Consider the following 17,143-nt stretch of genomic DNA (forward strand, 5'->3'; position numbering starts at 1 on the left):
CGAGTCGGTCCGCTCCAGCGTCCGGTGGGTGGAGCCGCTGCTCCCCGAGTCGGTCCGCTCCAGCGTCCGGTGGGTGGAGCCGCTGCTCCCCGAGTCCGTCCGCTCCAGCGTCCGGTGCGTGGAGCCGCTGGTCCGCCCGTCGTTGTTCCTGGCCATGTCGGCCGCCTTTCATCCGTGGTGAAGGTGCTCTTTGGAGACACCGGTGACTACCGTTCGTGTGATCGTCGCGACGGCAAGCCGGTGTCGCTAGGTTTCCGCTCGGTGTGGACCGCGCTGCCGGTCGCGGAGTTCGAGGCTCTTGCGGGCAGCCTCCGGGTATCGCCGTACGAGCCGGTCGAGCCGGATGAGCTCGGCGGCCGCTGAGACGTCCGGCGAATCGATCGCGTCGAGGGCCGCGCGGAACCGGGCGACCGAGCGCATCAGCTCGTCGGGGGAGGTCATCGCTTCGGCGGGAGGGGCGCGGAGATGACCTTCTTGATGAGCCGCACCGCCTCGTCGATCTCCTCCGCGCCGCAGATCGGCTTGTCCCAGGACCACCACCAGCAGAGGCGTTCGTTCTCATCCGGCTTGGCGGTGATGATCTCGGCGAGGTGGTTACTGGTCCCCGGGGCGTGGACGTAGACCCGTGTGGGGCCCTGCTGCTGGGCGTCCAGGCCGGCCCGTTGGCAGGCGAGGGTGAGTCTTCCCGCGAGTTCGTGAACGTCCTCGGTCGAGTTCCCCGTCATCATTACTCCTTGTCGTCGATTGACTACAAAGATTGACCGAGAAGTCGTACGCTGGGAGCCCCCAAAGGCTTGACCGTGAGCGCACAACAGGCACGTCCCCCGGTAGTGCGAAAGGTGTGCAGGAGATGTCGGGAAACCGAATGACCGCGCGGCAGTTCGTCGGCAAGGAGATCCGTCGCGCCCGCGAATCCAAGCAGCTCACCCGCGCCGAGCTGGCGAAGACCTTTCCGGTCTCGGAATCCCTCATCGCCTCCTGGGAAAACGGGCGACTCATCCCGAAACCGGAATACCTCCCTCACCTAATAAGCTCTTTGGGGCTTCCCGACCTAATCCTGCGTATACTCGACGATCTGGTCAGCAGGGAGGTCGCACCCGAGTGGCTTAACAAGTGGACCAGAGCGGAGGCCGAGGCCACGATGCTGCTCTGGTACGAGTCGACGGTCGTCCCCGGGCTCTGTCAGACGGAGGATTACGCACGAGCAGTCCTTCAGCTCGGTAAGCCGGCTCCCCTTGACCTTGAGGGGCAGGTGAGCGCGCGACTGGCAAGGCAGAAGGTGCTGACACGCGAGGATCCGCCGTTGTATCACGTTGTCTTGGACGAAGCGGTGATCAGACGGCCGGTCGGCGGCCAAAAGACGATGCGTGATCAACTAATGCGGCTGGTTGAACTCTCGCAGCGGGACGAGATCATCGTTCAAGTGATCCCGTTCGAGGTCGGGGCGCACGCCGGATTCGCCGGCCCGATCGTGTTGGCGAGCATCGACGGTTCGGAGGTGGCATATGTCGATAATGCGCTACGTGGGGATGTGATAGAGAAACCGGAAGACGTGGAGGCAATCCGGCGACTCTGGCAGATGCTGAGCGCCAAGGCGCTGCATGCGGATGCATCGATTGAGCTGATCATGAAGGTAGCGGAAACATGGATAACCTGAGCTGGCGTAAGTCGACGCGTAGTAGCAACAACGGTGGCGCTTGCGTCGAGGTGGCCGTTGTCGAAGAGAGCGCGAAGTAGCGAGGCAGTGGACGGTGGCGTACGTGAGCTGGCGTAAGTCGACGCGCAGCACGAACAACGGCGGTAGCTGCGTCGAAGTCGCCGTTGTCGAGGAGAGCGGCAAGTAACGTGAGCGGCGCCGGATAGGCGCCGTTCCCCCGGACGTCCCCCGTCCTTGCTTACCGGAGCCAAGGGCGGGGGATTTCTCATGCCCGGCGGCCGTGGCGGGATCAGCGCTCGCGGATCAGGAGGGGCTGGTTGACGTCGCCGATACGGCCGTCGGGGTCGGAGACGGTGGCGTGGGTGACGCCGAGGCCGTCGTCGGCCAGGTGGGTGCGGCAGGCCAGATGCACCCATTCGCCGTCGGGGTGGCGCAGCAGGGTGGTGGTCATGGTGGGCGGGATGGACAGCCACTCCTGGATCGGCAGCGTCGCCGACAGCCCGTTGGCGGCGTCGGCGACGATCAGCGTGCGGGCCAGGCCGGTCATCTTCTGGCCCGCGATCAGCGGGATGCGTACACGGGTCCAGACCTCGGCGAAGCCGGAAGGTCCATGGCCGCCGCGAATGAACCGCCATTCGATGGCCTGGCCATAGCCCCAGTCGTTCATACCGAGCAGTGAGTGCCACTCGTCCGGTTTCTGGGGGATCGGCGGCGGCGGCACGCGTTCGGTCTCCGCAGGGGGAGTCGGGCCCGTCGCGATGTGCCAGGCGCGGGCCGTCACAGCGGTCTTCCCGTCGACGACCAGGTGCGCCTCGGTGAGGCGGACCTGCCGGCCGGGCCGCAGCGTGGTGACCTCGATGCGGGCGGGACGGCGCGGAATGGGGCCGAGGAAGTCCACCGAGATCCGTGCCAGGCGCATCTCGGGCCCGACGGTGGCGTCGATGACGTGGGCCAGCAGCGCGGTCGGGGGTCCGCCGTGCTGCGCGCTGCTGTCCCAGGGGCTCTCGGTGGCGATTGTCGGCTCGTAGACGTCGTCGCCGGCCGGCAGGTAGAAGGCGTCGGGCTGATCGCTCATGCCCCAATCCTCGGGGACGAGGTCGCGGCCGTGGCAGGGGGGCCTTGGTCTCGCTGGGCGGCCCATCGCGTTTCGTGCTGTCTACTGAGCGGAGAAATCTCTCCGCTCAGTAGACAGTCCTGGCGGACACGATGTCACCTCGGCGGGCGCTTTGCCGGAGCCGCCCGTTCCGTCCCCGGGGCGGTCCTCAAAGCCGTACCGATCGGTGGTCGGCTCCGCGCCGGGCTCCTGCGGTCGCCCGGACGTTCGCGTACGTGTCCTGCGCCTCGAACCTCGGGTCGGATTTTCGCCAGCGGTCGCGTACGAAAAGGGGCAAGGTCGTCCACGGTCGATGATCGAGACGGCGTTGAGGACGGGGAACATGCACAAGGTCGCCGAGTTGAAGGTGCTCTACTTCGGGACGCCGGTGGTCCTCATCGGCTCGCGGAACGAGGACGGTTCCTCGAACCTCGCGCCGATGTCGTCGGCGTGGTGGCTGGGCGACTGCGCCATGCTGGGCCTCGGCAACAGCGGCCAGACGACCGCGAACCTCCGCCGGGAACGCGAGTGCGTGCTGAACCTCGCGTCCTCGGCGATGGTGGACGCGGTCGACCGGCTGGCGCTGCTCACCGGGAAGCCCGACGTGTCCGAGTACAAGCTGCGGCAGGGGTACCGGCACGAGCGGGACAAGTTCGGGGTGGCCGGGCTCACCGAGCAGCCCGCCGACCTGGTGAAGGCGCCGCGCGTCGCGGAGTGCCCGATTCAACTCGAGTGCGTGGTCGAGGCGATCCACCCGTTCGAGGGCCCGGATCTGCGCGCGACGGCGTTCCAGGTGAGGGTCGTCCGCGCGCACGTCGAGGAAGAGCTGATCATTCCGGGAACGCACTACGTCGACCCGCTGCGGTGGGACCCGCTGATCATGAAGTTCTGCGAGTTCTTCGGCGGCGGCCAGAACGTCCACCCGTCCCGGCTCGCCGAAGGATGGGAGATGCCGCACCGGATGGACCACTCGGGCGGCGATTCGACGCGGGGGTCGACCAGGCCCGGCGGGACCTCGGCTGCCATGTCGTCGCCGCCCGGCGCCCCGGTCGAGACGGATCGCGCGTCGAGGGCGACCGCGTAGCGGCCCTCGCGAGGACCGCGGCGTTTGACGCGGTGCGGTAGCGGCCTGCACACTTGGTGTCATGCCAGCGCGCCTCATGCCGACCGCCCACGTGGCCTCGTGCCACGCGGTCGCCGCGCTGTGTCCTTCGTGTTGTTGTCGCTGACCCCGCTCAGACCGACCGTCAGCCTGCGGCATGCGCCGCGCCACCGAAGGACTTCCCGGTGAACCTTTCCGTCATTCCGGATCTGACCCTGCAGGGCGCCGACAGCCCGTACTCCGCCCGCCCGACCGTCACGATCGGCCGCCTGGCCGGGCTCGTCCGTACGCTCGCCGCCAGTCCCGTCGACTGGTGGCACCTCGCCCGTTTCGACGGCGTGCCCGTACGGCTGCCGGGCGAGGCGGAGATCTGGCTGTCCGCGTGGCCGCCCGGGTACCGCGCCGCTCCCGCCGCCGACGTGCTCGCGGTGCTCGCCGGAGAGCTGTCCGAGCGCACGATCACCGATCACGGCGTCGCTGAGCGTGCGATACGGGCGAACCGGATCCGCGTGTACGGCGCCGGGCACCCGCGCGAGCTCCTGAACCCCGGCCCGGCGTACGCGGTCAGCCTGCACGCCACCGTCTAGACCGGCGTACGAGGTTCGGTCCGGCGGGGTGGGGCCGCACGCGTCCGCCTGGCCCGGCGTACGAGGTCGGGCCGCACGTGCTCGCTTGGTCCGGTGTACGGGGTCGGGCGGCACGCGACCGTCAGATGAGCGTTCGGTGAACACCGTCTCTGACCCGCTGCAACTCCGATATTTCGCCCGTACGGTCATGTCACATGTCCCGCGTCTTTTCCTGGGTGACGCTGGGGGTGAGCATCGTCGCGATGGGTGCGGCGATGACGCTCGGCACCTCGGCGGCCGTGCCGTACTTCGGGCCGACCTGGCCGTTCCTGACCTTCGGCGGATCTCCGTCCTCGGCGACGGCCACCACCCTGACGTGGACCGCGGCGGTGGCCGCGGGAGCGGGGGTGCTCGCGGGGCTGTACGCCCTGCGCCGGGGCGCGTGGGTGAGCCCCCGGCGGCTGTTCATCGCCGGGGCGGTCGCCGCCTGCGTCTACGCGCTGCTGCCGCCCACCGGCTCCGTCGACATGATGAACTACGCCATCTACGGGCGGATCGCCGACCTGGGCCGGGACCCGTACGTCACGACGCCCCTGCGGCTCGCCCACACCGGTGACCCGGTCGGCCTGCTCCTGCCGAGCGGCTGGCAGCGGGTGCCGACGGTGTACGGGCCGGTGATGACGTTCATCCAGTGGCTCGCCGCGCACTTCGGCGGCAACTCGATGGCGCGGATCATCTTCCTGCTCAAGTGGGCCAACGCGGCGGCGTTCATCGGCACCGGGGTGATCCTGCACCGGATGACCGGTCCGGACCCGGTCCGCCGGCTCCGGGCCTGCCTGCTGTGGACGGCTAACCCGCTGATCCTGTTCTGGATGGTCGGCAGCGGGCACGCGGACGCCTTCGCGGTCTTCTTCCTGGTCGCGGCCCTGTACGCGGCGCGGCGCTCGGCCTTCGCGGGCGGCCTGCTGGGCGGCGCGGCGATCGCCGTCAAGGCGTCGTTCCTTTTCCCCGCCGCCGGGCTCGTCGTCGCCGCCTGGCTGGCGCCGGCGCGGTTCCGGCGCGCGTCGGCCGCCGTGGCCGGCCTCCTGCTGGTCGGCGGGGGCGGCTACCTGCTGGCCGGACCGGCCGCGTTGCACTCGCTCAACGCGCGGCTCGGCCGCAAGAAGGACCGGTACCTGCCGGTTCCGGAGTACATCCTGACCCACCACGGCCTGTACGTGGTGTGGATGGGCGCGCTCGCGATCGCGCTGACGGCCTTCCTGTGGTGGCGGTCCGGCCTGCCCTTCGCGCTGTGGCGACGGCCGTCCGACGCGACACGGCGGCTGCCGCTGGACGTGCTGCCCGTGGCGGTGCTGGCGTTCGGCACCACGCTGGTCTCGCCGCTGCAGTACCCCTGGTACGACGCCATGCTGCTGCCGACCCTGGCGCTGCTGCCGTACCGCCGCCTGGACTGGACGCTGATCGTCCGGGGCGTCATGCTCGGGCTGTTCACGCTCCCCGGCGTGCGCGTCAACGGGTACCAGCACCTCGGCGTGCGGTGGGCCAACCTGCTCTGGCTGCTCGTCTTCGTGTTCATGGTGTGGTGGGGGACCCGCCGGACCGCCGCCGAACCACCCGCCGAGGCCACGGCCCTGGCCCCGCCGTCCGCCGCGTCACCGCCGTCGTCCTCGCCCGCCCCGGCCACGTAAGCGGCGGGGAACGTTTCGATGACAGGCCGAAATGTCGCGCATCTAGCGTGAGGATCATGATCAGTGAGACCTACGACGACGCGGGCGTCTCGGCGCCGCATCTGACGATCGCGCCGCGCATCCTCTACTTCGGAACGCCCGTCGTCCTGCTCTCCACCGAGAACGCCGACGGCGGCTTCAACCTCGCGCCGATGTCATCGGCGTGGGCGCTCGGCGACGTCGTGGTCCTCGGCCTGGGACCCGGTTCGCAGACCGCGGCGAATCTCGCCGAACGGCCGGATCTCGTGGTCAACCTGCCGGGGCCCGGCCAGTGGGAGGCGGTGGAACGGCTGGCGCCGACCACCGGACGTGATCCGGTCCCGCCGCCCAAGCAGGGCGTCTTCAGCTACGAGCCGGACAAGTTCGGCACCGCCGGTCTGACGGAGGCGCCCTCGGAGGCGGTTCGGCCGCCGCGCGTTCGCGAGTGCCCCCTGCAGTTGGAGGCGACCGTCACCCGCCTGCGGCCGGACGCCGGCGAGTCGTTCCTCGTCGCCGAGGCGAAGGTCCTGCGGGTCCATGCGGCGGAGGACATCGTCGTGCCCGGCACCTCCCATGTCGATCCGGCCCGCTGGAGCCCGCTGATCTACAACTTCCGGCACTATTTCGGCCTCGGGTCGCGGCTCGGTCGCACCTTCCGCGCGGAGTACTGAGCCCCGTCAGTGGTCCGCCGGGCGCGGAAGATCACGCGGAACACGAGGACGACGCCTAGCGCCACGGGGATGCCCGGGACCACCCAGACGGGCGGGCTCCCGGCGAGGTAGCGCACCGCGACGGCGAGGAACACCACCGCCGCGATCAGTGACGACGGGTCGAACCTATGCCGGGACACGCGTGACCTCCATGTCGCCCACCCTGCCGCGGAGGCGCAGCGCGATGGTCGGCGCCGCGCCCGCCGGGCGCACCTCCGGGTCGAGCACGCGGTTCACCTTGGCGCGCGGACCGCTCGTGATCTGCCGGTCCACGGTGATGTCGCCGAGGAACGACTGCGCGTCCAGCTCGACCCGCGCCGTGGCGGGCAGCCGGACCGTGAGCACGCCGAGCGTCACGGTCGCGGTGACGCTGACGAGCTGCCCGGGGGCGAGCGGCACCGTGGTCAGGTCGACCGTGCCCTCTCCGATGACGACCTTGTGGGACTGCTCGGCGCTCGACACGTCGGCGGGGCGCCAGGCCGTGGTGTGCGTCCTTCGCGCGACGGCCGGGTCGCCGGCGATCGAGCTCGATGCCAGTGCCAGAGACATGATCGCTCCAACGATGATCAGCTTGCGGTCCCGGCCGAACCAGGAGCCGATGAGAAGACCGGCCGCGACCACGACGAGTGCGCCGGCGATGATGATCTGGAGGCGGCCGAGGTCCGGTCGCGGGTCGCCGACGGCGTACAGCACGCCCGCCACCAGGACCGCGGTCACCAGCGTGCACACCGTCAGGTAGGACCTGCGCCGACGGGGAACGACCGGCGAGGGTCTCGGCGGCGAGGGGGGAGGCGGTTCCGTCGTGAACGGTTCCGTTTCGAGCGGTTGCGTTTCGAGCGGTTCCGCGCGCGCCAGACGAGCGAGATCGATCATACCGTCGGGCGCTCGATACGGGGGAGGGGTGGGGGCGGCCGGGGGAGCCCACGACGACAGCGGCCGGCCCTTCACGGTCTCCGGCAGGCCGCGCGCCGTCCCCACCAGGTCGACGCCGCGGGAGCGCGCGACCAGGAGCGTAAGCGCGAACACCACGAACGCCGAGAGCGCGTCCGGCGACCCCCAGTCGCCCACGGCCGCGAGTACCGTCGCGGCGCCCAGCGCCGCGCCGAGCAGCGCCAGCGCGCCGTCGCCGTCGAACAGCCGGCGGCTGAGCCGCTCGATCTTCGACGGCCCGCCGTCGGGCGCGCCCATCAGCAGGAACGCGCCGATGTACAGCAGGACACCGACCCCCGTCGTCAGGACGAGCAGTGCGAACCCCACCCGGAACACCACCGGGTCGATGCGCGTGTAACGCGCCAGGCCGGCGCACACCCCCGTGATGAGCCGGCCCTCCGGCGCCCGGGTGAGCCGCCGCGGCGGCGCGCCGCTGTCCTCGGTCATGTGAACATCGTCGCGAACGCCGTCACCGATCACCATCCGGGACACCCCTGACCCGTCCCTGAGCATCTCGGGGTCGGCCCAGGGACAGCCCCGATGCGATCACGCCCGGAACGTGTGACGATCGGTGTGTGCCCGAAAACCCTGGTGAGGCCGCCGATGCTCCCCCGCGCCTCGAACGACGCGCCGACGGCCGGGTGGCCGCCGGCGTCTGCCGTGGCCTGGCCGACCACCTGGGGCTCGATCTCGTCATCGTCCGCGTGGGGTTCGCCGTGCTCATCGGCGCCGGCGTGGGCGTCATCCCGTACGTCGCGCTGTGGCTGCTCGTCCCGCCGCGGGCCGGCGTGCAGCCGCGCCGCGACTGGGCCCAGCTGTTCGGGTACGGCGTGGTCGTCTGCGTGCTGTCGGCGTTCACGTTCACCTCGGTCGCCGAACGCCGGGCGCTGTGGCCCCTCGTGGCGGGCGGCATCGGCGTCGGCCTGATCTGGCAGCAGGCCGACCCCGAGCACCGGCGGCGCTGGGTCCGCAACACCCGTTCCCTGTGGATCCGCAGCGTCGTCGGCGCCGCCCTCGTCATCGCGGGCCTGGCCGCCTTCCTGTTGCAGAACATCCAGCACCTCGGCCAGGTCCTGGTGGGCTCGACCATCGTGCTCGCCGGGGTGGGCGTCATCGTGGCGCCCTGGCTGCTGCGCCTGTGGCACGACCTCGACGACGAGCGCCGGGAGCGGATCCGATCACAAGAGAGGGCCGAAGTGGCCGCACACGTACACGACTCGGTGCTGCACACGCTCACGCTGATCCAGCGCAACGCGCACGATCCGAAAGAGGTCCAGCGGCTGGCGCGCGCCCAGGAGCGGGAGCTGCGCGCCTGGCTGTACCAGCCGAAGGCCGACGCCGAGCAGGCGCTCGCCCCGGCCGTACGCAAGATCTCCGCGGAGGTGGAGGACTACCACGGCGTGCCCATCGAGGTCGTGTGCGTCGGCGACTGCCCGCTGGACGACCGGCTCGGCGCGATGCTGCAGGCCGCCCGCGAGGCCATGGTGAACGCCGCCAAGTACGGCGGCGGGCCGAACGGAGAGACGCCCTCCGTCTCGGTCTACGCCGAGGTGGACGGCGACGAGGTGATGATCTTCGTACGGGACCGGGGCCGGGGATTCGACCTTGACGGGGTACCGGCGGATCGCATGGGCGTCCGGGAGTCCATCATCGGACGCATGGAGCGCAACGGCGGCAGGGCGGAGATCCGCACGGCTCCGGGCGAGGGAACCGAAGTGAGACTGGAGTTGAAGCGCTCATGACCGAGCGAAGCGAGGGAATCAATGAGCAGAGCACCTTGGTCATGAGGCCGACGGAGGAGGACTCATGACCCGAGTCGTACTGGTCGACGATCACCAGATGTTCCGCAGCGGCGTGAAGGCCGAGCTGGGTGACTCGGTGGAGATCGTCGGCGAGGCCGGAGACGTCGACGAGGCCGTGGAGGTCATCGCGGCGACCCGGCCCGACGTCGTGCTGCTCGACGTCCACCTGCCGGGCGGCGGGGGTGTCGAGGTGCTGCGCCGCGTGCTCGGCGGCGCGCGGAGCGGCCCGGCCGAGGCGGCGCCGGCCGAACAGACGGCGACGACGCGCTTCCTGGCGCTGTCGGTGTCCGACGCGGCCGAGGACGTCATCGGCGTGATCCGCGGCGGCGCCCGCGGCTACGTCACCAAGACGATCTCCGGCCCGGAGCTGACCGGTGCGATCGGCCGGGTGGCCGAGGGCGACGCCGTCTTCTCGCCCCGCCTGGCGGGGTTCGTGCTGGACGCCTTCGCCGCGACGGACGCGCCGTCCATCGACCCCGAGCTGGACCAGCTCACCCAGCGCGAGCGCGAGGTGCTCCGGCTGATCGCCCGCGGCTACGCGTACAAGGAGATCGCCAAGGAGCTGTTCATCTCGGTGAAGACCGTGGAGACGCACGTGTCGTCGGTGCTGCGCAAGCTTCAGCTGTCCAACCGCCACGAGCTGTCCCGCTGGGCCGCCGCCCGCCGCCTCGTCTAGAGCGTGACCTCGCGCAGCTCGCCGGATTCGACGTCGAAGACGAACCCGCGCACGGAGTCCTTGTGCGGGACGAACGGGTTCGCCTTGATCCGTGCGATCGACTGGCGCACGTCCTCGTCCACGTCGGTGAACGACTCGACCGCCCAGTCCGGCCTGAGACCGGTGTCGGCGAACAACTGCTCGCGGAACCCGTCGTCGGTGATGCCCTGCATCCCGCAGCCGGTGTGGTGGATCAGAACGATCTCGCGGGTGCCGAGCATCCGCTGGCTGATCGACACCGAGCGGATCACATCCGGGGTGACCACCCCGCCGGCGTTGCGGATGATATGCGCGTCGCCGATCTCCAGGCCCAGCAGGCCGAACATGTCGAGGCGGGCGTCCATGCACGCGACGATCGTCAGGTGCCGCGACGGTGCGGCCGACATGCCCTCGGCGTCGAAGCCGTCGCGGTAGCGCCGGGCGTTCTCCAGGAGTTCATCGGTGACGGACATGAGTGACGGCTCCTCATCTCAAAGTGGATCACTACATTCCATCACGAAGCCCGTTTCCGGAATTCGCCGCCTCCCCTGAGCTGTCGACCTGGACGCCCGGAAGGGTCCCGCTCAGCGGCGGACCAGGGACTTCCTGGGGCGCGGATGCCGCCGTTCGGCGTGCGTTGTAGGTACATCGAAGTCAATGTAGGTACACCTTGGGGGTGGTGTCATGAGTGCGGTCTCGGTCCGAGAGTTCTCGTACAACCCCAGCGCGATCTTCGCTCGTGTCGAACAAGGCGAGACGATCGAGGTCACCCGCCACGGGAACGTCATCGCGCTCTTGCTGCCGGGCAGCGGCACGCTGGGGAGGTACTCCGAGCTCGTGGCGAGGGGCGTGCTGCGGCTGAAGTCCATGACCACCAATGACCTCGATCGCCTTCCCCACTACACGGTCCCGGCCGAGGTATCGCCGCTGGATCTGCTCTTGGCGGAGCGAGAGGAAGACGATCGTTGATCTACCTGGACGCTTCCGCGCTGATCACGCTCATCACAGGTCACCCCCATGCTCGGGAGCTGCGGCACTTCCTGGCGGGCAAGCCCGCGATGCCCATGGGGACGAGCACCATCGGGTTCGTCGAGACGGTCCGGACGCTCGATCGCGTAGGGGATTTCCCGGACATCATGCAGGAGCTGACGCGAGACTTCATTGAGATCCTCGTGACCGACGAGGTCCGAGACGCCGCGGCGCTGCTCCCCAGTGGGATCAGAACGCTTGATGCGATCCATGTCGCGAGCGCGCAGATCATCGGCGAAGCGCTGGAGACGCTGATCACCTACGACAAGCGCATGGTGGACATCGCGCGCTCGGTCGGGTTGCCGACCGCGGCTCCCGGGCTCGAATGACGGTCCGCGGTCAGCGGCGGAGCATGGGGACGTGGGGGATGCCGTCCTCGACGTACTCCGGGCCGTCGACGACGAAGCCGTACTTCGCGTAGAAGCCCGCGACCTGCGTCTGCGCGTCGAGCCGCACCGCGCGGTCGCCGACGGCCGCCAGGGCGGCCTCCATGAGCCGCCCCGCCAGCCCGGCGCCGCGCGCGTGCGGCGCCGTCACGACCCGCCCGATCCGCGCGCCGTCCGGGTCGTCCAGCACGCGCAGGTACGCCTCCGGCGCGCCCGAGTCGCCGGACAGCCAGACGTGCCGGGTGCCGGGCTCGGTGTCCCGCCCGTCCAGTTCCGGGTACGGGCACTCCTGCTCGACGACGAACACGTCCACCCGGAGCCTCAGCAGCGCGTACAGAGTGCCGGCGTCCAGCTCCGCGAACGACGCCACCTGCGGTTCGGTGTCACCCATGACCGACGATCCTAGAAAGCGGGCGGGCCCGCTCCTCACAGCAGGGCGGCGAGCAGGCGTTCCTGGAAGGCCGGCACGTCGCTGCCGACGGCGACCTTGACGATCGGGCGGTCGCCCTCGTCGGCGTACGAGCGGCGGTCCCACAGGGTCGTGCCGCGGGTCCGCTCGCCGCGCAGCTCGACGCGTACGGGCCGCTCGGCGTACTCGCCGAGGGACGGGTCGACGGCCAGCATGGCGGCCAGCGCGTCGTGGACCACCACGCCCCGGGTACCGAGCGAGGCCGTGTAGGCGGCCGTGTAGAACTCCAGGATCCGCGCGGCGAACCGGGCGAGGTCGGAGTCCGCCTCGGCGAGCCGGTCCAGCCACACGCCGTCCAGCGCGGTCGGGTGGGTGGCGTCGAGCGGGACCAGCGTGACCGGCCAGCCCGCGCTCAGCACGAGCTCGGCGGCCTCCGGGTCGTGCCAGATGTTGGCCTCGGCGTGGCTGGTGACGTTGCCCTGGTGGTCGAACGCCCCGCCCATCACCACCACCTCGCGGAACATCGTCGGCAGCGACGGCTCCAGCAGCAGCGCGATGGCGAGGTTGGTCAGCGGGCCGACGGCCACCAGCGTCAGCTCGCCGGGCCGTTCCCGGCCGAGCCGGATGATCTGCTCCGGAGCGGAGATCTCGACCGGGCGGCCCGCCGGGGCGGGCAGATTGGTGTCGCCCAGGCCGTCCGCGCCATGCCAGTCGGGCGCGTAGTCCACGTCCTGGGCCATGGGGCGGACGGCGCCCACGGCGACCGGCACGTCGGGCAGTCCGGCGCGTTCGAGGACCCGGAGGGTGTTGAGCGCGCCGACCTCCGGGGCGACGTTGCCGTGCACGGTGCCGACGGCGACCAGCTCCGCCTCCCCGGCCTTCACGAGGCTGGCCAGGTAGAGCAGGGTGATCGCGTCGTCGACGCCGGTGTCGCAGTCGAGCAGGATCTTCGGTGCCACGTCGTCCGTTCCTCGTGGAGATGGTGATTCGGGAGAGGCCGTACGGCCGGGAGCGTTACTCGGCCGGGACGACCTGGAAGACCTCGGCCAGGCGGCCTTCGGGCAGGCCGCCGAGACGGGCGCTCGCGCCCATCCAGGTGCGCAGCATCTGCTCCAGGTCGTCGCGGTGGGAGACCTGGCTGGCGTGCGCGCGCAGCGCCGCGAGCTTGCGGTCGAAGACGTCGGTGACGTCGACGTACTGGTTCAGCGACGGCCCGCCGGTGATCCAGATCTCCCGGGCGGTCCAGGCCTCCAGCCCCTCGGCCCGCAGCTCCGGGAAGGCGTACGGGTTGCGGGCGTCGGGGTAGACGGCGTCGAACGCGGCGGAGCCGACCGCCCGGTGGTCCGGGTGCCCGGCGTAGATGCGCTCGTAGTTCCGCTCGGGGCTGGGGATGACGACCCGGTCGGGCCGGACCTGCCGGATCACCCGGGCGATGTCGCGGCGCAGGTCGAGGTTCGCCTCGACGCGCCCGTCCGGGTAGCCGAGGAAGCGCAGGTCGGTGACGCCGACGCACTTGGCGGCCGCGGTCTGCTCGGCCCGGCGCAGCGGGCCCATCTCCTCGCGCGGAACGTCGTCGTCGAAGCCGCCCGCGTCGCCGTCGGTGACGAGGAGGTAGGAGACCTCGATGCCCGCGTCCACCCAGGTGGCGACCGTGCCGGCACAGGAGAAGTCGATGTCGTCGGGGTGGGCCATCACCACGAGGGCGCGCTGAACGTCGTCGATCACGGTGGTCATCATAGGAAATTCACCGCTTTAACCCATCAATCAGCCACAACTCTGGCGCCCGAGGGGTCCTCAGAGGTATCCCGGAGACCATGAAGAAACTGATCGGTGAGGTCGACGACGTCGTCCTCGACACCCTGCGTGGCATGGCGGCCGCCCATCCGTCCCTGCGGGTGGACCTGGACCAGCGCGTCATCGTCCGCGCCGACGCCCCGCGTACGGGCAAGGTCGGGCTCGTCTCCGGCGGCGGTTCCGGGCACGAGCCGCTGCACGGCGGCTTCGTCGGGTACGGCATGCTCGACGCCGCCTGTCCCGGTGAGGTGTTCACCTCACCGGTGCCCGACCAGATCCTCGCCGCGACCACCGCGGCGTCCGGCGGGGCCGGGATCGTGCACATCGTGAAGAACTACACCGGCGACGTGCTGAACTTCCAGATGGCCGCCGAGCTGGCCGAGGACGAGGACATCGAGGTCGTGCCCGTCGTGATCGACGACGACGTCGCCGTCCAGGACAGCACCTTCACCGCCGGGCGGCGGGGCACCGGCGCGACCCTCTTCGCCGAGAAGACCGCCGGCGCGCTGGCCGAGGCCGGCGGGTCGCTGCAGGAGGTCGCCGCCGTGGCCCGCGAGGTCAACGAGCGGACCCGTTCCTTCGGCGTCGCGCTCACCGCCTGCACCGTCCCGGCCGCCGGGCGCCCGACGTTCGAGCTGGGCGCGGACGAGATGGAGCTCGGCATCGGCATCCACGGCGAGCCCGGCCGCGAGCGTACGAAACTGCGCCCCGCCCCGGAGATCGTCGACGTGGCGCTGTCGGCGATCGACGAGGACATGCCGCTGTCCGGATCGGAGGTCCTCGTCCTGGTGAACGGCATGGGCGGCACCCCGCTCATGGAGCTGTACGGCGCGTACGCCGCCGTGGCGGACTGGCTCGGCGGGCACGGCGTGACGGTCGCGCGCTCGCTCGTCGGCAACTACGTGACCAGCCTGGAGATGGCGGGCGTGATGATCTCGGTCCTGCGCCTCACGCCGCGGCTCACCGAGCTGTGGGACGCGCCGGTGGAGACGCCCGGCCTGCGGTGGGGGCGGTGATGGACACTCGTCGCTGGATCGAACGCTTCGCCGAGCTGGTCGCGGCGGACGCCGACCGCCTGACCGGGCTCGACGCCGCGATCGGGGACGCCGACCACGGCGCCAACCTGAATCGCGGCCTGCGGGCGGCGGTCGAGGCCGTCGGGCCGGACCTGCCGCCCGGCAAGGTGCTGATGGCCGCCGGCCGGGCGCTGGTGTCCAAGACGGGCGGTGCGTCCGGACCGCTGTACGGCGGCGCGCTGCGCCGGGCGGGCAAGGCCCTCGGCGACGCCGCCGACGCGGACGCCGCCGCGCTGGCCGGCGCCCTGCGCGCCGCGCTCGACGCCGTACAGGAGCTGGGCAAGGCCGTCGAGGGGGACAAGACGATGGTCGACGCCCTCGCGCCGGCGGTCGCCGCGTACGCGGCCGCGGCCGGTGACGGACCGGCCATCGCCGCTCAGGCCGCCCTGGACGCGGCGGAGAAGGGCGCCGAGGCCACCGTGCCGCTGCAGGCGCGCAAGGGCCGCGCCAGCTACCTCGGGCCCCGCAGCGTCGGCCACCTGGACCCCGGGGCCGCCTCGACCGTCCTGCTGTTCCGCGCTCTCGCCGACGCCGCCGGCGAAGGGTGATCTCGCGGCTTGCGCCTGACGTGGCGTCAGGACCTACCGTCCCGTTCATGACGCCACACGCGGACACCGGCCGGACGCTGGCGGTGGGGGAGCTGGCCCGGCTGACCGGGCTGACCGTACGGACCCTCCACCACTACGACCGGCTCGGTCTGCTGTCGCCCGCCCGGGACTCGGCCGGCCGGCGGTGTTACGGCCCCCCTGAGGTTCGCCGCCTGCACCGGATCCTCGCGTTGCGCGGGTTCGGGCTGTCCCTCGCCGAGATCGCGGAGGTCCTGGACGGGGCGGGGACCGACCTGCGGGCGCTGCTGCGGCGGCAGCTCGAGCAGACCGAGGAGCGGATCAGGGCGGCCGAGCGGCTCCGCCGCACGCTGCTGGCGGTCATCGACGCGTCGGCCCGGAACGACGAGGGGGCCGGCCCGTCGGTCGAGGAACTCGTCGAGCTCATCGAGGTGATGATGACGATGGACCGCAAGCTGACACGCGAGGAATTCGAGGACATGAACCGGCGGCGGCAGGAGGCGATGGACCGGTTGAGCCCGGAGGAGGTCGCCGAGCTTCAGCGGCGGCGCGCCGAGGCGGCGTCCCGGCTCAGTCCCGAGGAGCTCGAGGAGATGAGCCGACGGCGGCGGGCGCTCCTCCCCGACGGCGTCGACGTCGCCGATGAATCGTGACCGGCGGCTTGCGCCTGACCCGACGTCAGGACTTAGCGTCGCGGTCATGACGTCGGACGCGGACGCCGGCCGGACGCTGTCGGTGGGAGAACTGGCCCGGGCCGGCGGGCTGACCGTACGAGCGCTCCACCACTACGACCGGCTCGGGCTGCTGTCGCCCGCCCGGGATTCGGCCGGGCGGCGGTGTTACGGCCCGGCCGAGGTTCGCCGGCTGCACCGGATCCTCGCGTTGCGCGGGTTCGGGCTGTCCCTGGCCGAGATCGCGGAGGTTCTGGACGGCGGGGGGACCGAGCTGCGCGTGCTGTTGCGACGGCAGCTGGAGCAGACCGAGGAGCGGATCGCGGCGGCGCAGCGGCTGCGCCGCACGCTGCTGGCCGTCATCGACGCGTCGGCCTGGAACGCCGAGGGGACCGGTCCGTCGGTCGACGAACTGGTCGAACTCGCGCGAATCCGACCGGCCGCGGGCCCGATCGGCCGCCAGCAGGATGAGGTGGGATGCATCAGATGTCCCGAAATGCGGCACCATCTGGTGCATGAGCACCGTGGGAATCGTGCTGATCTCGCACAGCCGGGCCCTCGCCGAGGGAGCCGCCGAACTCGCCGCCCAGATGGGTGTCGGCGAGGTCGCCGTACGGCCCGCCGGGGGTGACGGCGAGGGCGGCCTGGGCACGAGCATCGACCTCGTCGAGCAGGCCGTGCGGGAGGCCGACGGCGGGGCCGGTGTCGTGCTGATCGCCGACCTCGGCTCTTCCGTGCTGACCGCCCGGACGTACCTGGAGGAGCTCGAGGACGCCCGCACCGGCCGCCCCGGCGATTCGGAGACGACGGTCGTGCTGGCCGACGCGCCGTTCGTCGAGGGCGCCGTCGCGGCCGCCTCGGCCTCGGCCGGCGGCGCCGACGTGACCGCCGTCGTCCGCGCCGCGAACGAGGCGTACGCCTTCCGCAAGACCTGAGAGCGGCGCGCGGCTGT

The 17,143-nt window shown here is 71.2% G+C and carries 24 protein-coding genes; 16 read left to right on the plus strand and 8 right to left on the minus strand.

Features of this window, described 5'->3' with window-relative positions:
- Positions 1-246: 246 nt before the first annotated feature.
- Positions 247-441, minus strand: a complete 195-nt coding sequence (locus AB0L00_RS02430; RefSeq protein WP_364427240.1) for a hypothetical protein — start codon at positions 439-441, stop codon at positions 247-249.
- Complete coding sequence (locus tag AB0L00_RS02435) at positions 438-725, minus strand: hypothetical protein (RefSeq protein ID WP_364427243.1); 288 nt, start codon at positions 723-725, stop codon at positions 438-440. Before AB0L00_RS02435 ends, AB0L00_RS02430 begins: the two co-directional genes overlap by 4 nt.
- Positions 726-865: 140 nt before the next feature.
- On the opposite strand from AB0L00_RS02435, the gene AB0L00_RS02440 reads away from it, so the two are divergent.
- From AB0L00_RS02440 to AB0L00_RS02450, 3 genes are read left to right on the plus strand one after another with little or no spacing between them, the layout of a single operon-like run.
- Positions 866-1,657 (plus strand): helix-turn-helix transcriptional regulator, encoded by a 792-nt coding sequence (locus AB0L00_RS02440; protein ID WP_364427246.1) that lies wholly within the window; start codon positions 866-868, stop codon positions 1,655-1,657.
- A complete protein-coding gene (locus tag AB0L00_RS02445; RefSeq protein ID WP_364427249.1) occupies positions 1,645-1,737 on the plus strand; it encodes a DUF397 domain-containing protein in 93 nt (30 codons plus the stop codon). Before AB0L00_RS02440 ends, AB0L00_RS02445 begins: the two co-directional genes overlap by 13 nt.
- Before the next feature lie 23 nt (positions 1,738-1,760).
- On the plus strand, positions 1,761-1,844 hold the full coding sequence (locus AB0L00_RS02450; protein ID WP_364428961.1) for a DUF397 domain-containing protein: 84 nt from the start codon (positions 1,761-1,763) through the stop codon (positions 1,842-1,844).
- Between the two features lie 102 nt (positions 1,845-1,946).
- On the opposite strand, the gene AB0L00_RS02455 is transcribed toward AB0L00_RS02450, so the two are convergent.
- Positions 1,947-2,732, minus strand: coding sequence for a thioesterase family protein (locus AB0L00_RS02455; protein ID WP_364427252.1), 786 nt, complete (start codon positions 2,730-2,732; stop codon positions 1,947-1,949).
- 361 nt (positions 2,733-3,093) lie between these two features.
- On the opposite strand from AB0L00_RS02455, the gene AB0L00_RS02460 reads away from it, so the two are divergent.
- The 4 genes from AB0L00_RS02460 (at position 3,094) to AB0L00_RS02475 (ending at position 6,795) form a co-directional block, all read left to right on the plus strand.
- On the plus strand, positions 3,094-3,834 hold the full coding sequence (locus tag AB0L00_RS02460) for a flavin reductase family protein (protein ID WP_364427255.1): 741 nt from the start codon (positions 3,094-3,096) through the stop codon (positions 3,832-3,834).
- Between the two features lie 203 nt (positions 3,835-4,037).
- Complete coding sequence (locus AB0L00_RS02465) at positions 4,038-4,439, plus strand: cysteine dioxygenase (protein WP_364427258.1); 402 nt, start codon at positions 4,038-4,040, stop codon at positions 4,437-4,439.
- A 194-nt stretch (positions 4,440-4,633) separates the two neighbouring features.
- A complete protein-coding gene (locus AB0L00_RS02470; protein WP_364427260.1) occupies positions 4,634-6,106 on the plus strand; it encodes a hypothetical protein in 1,473 nt (490 codons plus the stop codon).
- A gap of 56 nt (positions 6,107-6,162) precedes the next feature.
- Positions 6,163-6,795: a flavin reductase family protein gene (locus tag AB0L00_RS02475; protein WP_364427263.1), complete on the plus strand. Its 633-nt coding sequence runs from the start codon at positions 6,163-6,165 to the stop codon at positions 6,793-6,795.
- 165 nt (positions 6,796-6,960) lie between these two features.
- Here AB0L00_RS02475 and AB0L00_RS02480 read toward each other — a convergent pair whose 3' ends face one another.
- Positions 6,961-8,211, minus strand: coding sequence for a PspC domain-containing protein (locus AB0L00_RS02480; protein ID WP_364427266.1), 1,251 nt, complete (start codon positions 8,209-8,211; stop codon positions 6,961-6,963).
- Positions 8,212-8,339: 128 nt separating this feature from the next.
- Here AB0L00_RS02480 and AB0L00_RS02485 point away from each other — a divergent pair, with 128 nt between their 5' ends.
- Together AB0L00_RS02485 and AB0L00_RS02490 are read left to right on the plus strand one after the other, a co-directional pair.
- Complete coding sequence (locus AB0L00_RS02485; RefSeq protein WP_364427269.1) at positions 8,340-9,506, plus strand: PspC domain-containing protein; 1,167 nt, start codon at positions 8,340-8,342, stop codon at positions 9,504-9,506.
- A gap of 64 nt (positions 9,507-9,570) precedes the next feature.
- Positions 9,571-10,242, plus strand: coding sequence for a response regulator transcription factor (locus AB0L00_RS02490; RefSeq protein ID WP_364427271.1), 672 nt, complete (start codon positions 9,571-9,573; stop codon positions 10,240-10,242).
- Here the strand turns inward: AB0L00_RS02490 and AB0L00_RS02495 are convergent.
- Positions 10,239-10,733: a carbonic anhydrase gene (locus AB0L00_RS02495; protein WP_364427274.1), complete on the minus strand. Its 495-nt coding sequence runs from the start codon at positions 10,731-10,733 to the stop codon at positions 10,239-10,241. The genes AB0L00_RS02490 and AB0L00_RS02495 overlap by 4 nt on opposite strands.
- 211 nt (positions 10,734-10,944) lie before the next feature.
- On the opposite strand from AB0L00_RS02495, the gene AB0L00_RS02500 reads away from it, so the two are divergent.
- Both AB0L00_RS02500 and AB0L00_RS02505 read left to right on the plus strand, forming a co-directional pair.
- Positions 10,945-11,229 carry a hypothetical protein gene (locus AB0L00_RS02500; protein ID WP_364427277.1) on the plus strand — a complete coding sequence of 95 codons (285 nt, stop codon included), beginning with the start codon at positions 10,945-10,947 and terminating at the stop codon, positions 11,227-11,229.
- Positions 11,226-11,618, plus strand: coding sequence for a type II toxin-antitoxin system VapC family toxin (locus AB0L00_RS02505; protein ID WP_364427280.1), 393 nt, complete (start codon positions 11,226-11,228; stop codon positions 11,616-11,618). The genes AB0L00_RS02500 and AB0L00_RS02505 overlap by 4 nt, the downstream gene beginning before the upstream one ends.
- Positions 11,619-11,628: 10 nt before the next feature.
- On the opposite strand, the gene AB0L00_RS02510 is transcribed toward AB0L00_RS02505, so the two are convergent.
- The 3 genes from AB0L00_RS02510 to AB0L00_RS02520 are packed head-to-tail and all read right to left on the minus strand — an operon-like array spanning position 11,629 to position 13,809.
- On the minus strand, positions 11,629-12,066 hold the full coding sequence (locus AB0L00_RS02510) for a GNAT family N-acetyltransferase (RefSeq protein WP_364427282.1): 438 nt from the start codon (positions 12,064-12,066) through the stop codon (positions 11,629-11,631).
- Positions 12,067-12,101: 35 nt separating this feature from the next.
- Positions 12,102-13,043 (minus strand): nucleoside hydrolase, encoded by a 942-nt coding sequence (locus AB0L00_RS02515; RefSeq protein WP_364427285.1) that lies wholly within the window; start codon positions 13,041-13,043, stop codon positions 12,102-12,104.
- 55 nt (positions 13,044-13,098) lie between these two features.
- Complete coding sequence (locus AB0L00_RS02520; RefSeq protein WP_345353061.1) at positions 13,099-13,809, minus strand: PIG-L deacetylase family protein; 711 nt, start codon at positions 13,807-13,809, stop codon at positions 13,099-13,101.
- 89 nt (positions 13,810-13,898) lie between these two features.
- Between AB0L00_RS02520 and dhaK the strand changes: the two genes are divergently transcribed.
- From dhaK to dhaM, 5 genes are read left to right on the plus strand one after another with little or no spacing between them, the layout of a single operon-like run.
- Complete coding sequence (gene dhaK / locus AB0L00_RS02525; RefSeq protein ID WP_364427287.1) at positions 13,899-14,894, plus strand: dihydroxyacetone kinase subunit DhaK; 996 nt, start codon at positions 13,899-13,901, stop codon at positions 14,892-14,894.
- Positions 14,894-15,502, plus strand: a complete 609-nt coding sequence (dhaL, locus tag AB0L00_RS02530) for a dihydroxyacetone kinase subunit DhaL (protein ID WP_345353065.1) — start codon at positions 14,894-14,896, stop codon at positions 15,500-15,502. The genes dhaK and dhaL overlap by 1 nt, the downstream gene beginning before the upstream one ends.
- 47 nt (positions 15,503-15,549) lie before the next feature.
- The gene (locus AB0L00_RS02535; protein WP_364427289.1) at positions 15,550-16,173 is read left to right on the plus strand and encodes a MerR family transcriptional regulator; all 624 of its coding nucleotides are present in this window, start codon (positions 15,550-15,552) and stop codon (positions 16,171-16,173) included.
- A gap of 46 nt (positions 16,174-16,219) precedes the next feature.
- Positions 16,220-16,822 (plus strand): MerR family transcriptional regulator, encoded by a 603-nt coding sequence (locus tag AB0L00_RS02540; RefSeq protein WP_364427291.1) that lies wholly within the window; start codon positions 16,220-16,222, stop codon positions 16,820-16,822.
- On the plus strand, positions 16,707-17,126 hold the full coding sequence (gene dhaM / locus AB0L00_RS02545) for a dihydroxyacetone kinase phosphoryl donor subunit DhaM (protein ID WP_364427294.1): 420 nt from the start codon (positions 16,707-16,709) through the stop codon (positions 17,124-17,126). Before AB0L00_RS02540 ends, dhaM begins: the two co-directional genes overlap by 116 nt.
- Positions 17,127-17,143: the final 17 nt, after the last annotated feature.

Origin of the sequence: Actinoallomurus sp. NPDC052308 (assembly GCF_040679195.1) — a bacterium.
Classification (GTDB): Bacteria; Actinomycetota; Actinomycetes; order Streptosporangiales; family Streptosporangiaceae; genus Actinoallomurus; species Actinoallomurus liliacearum.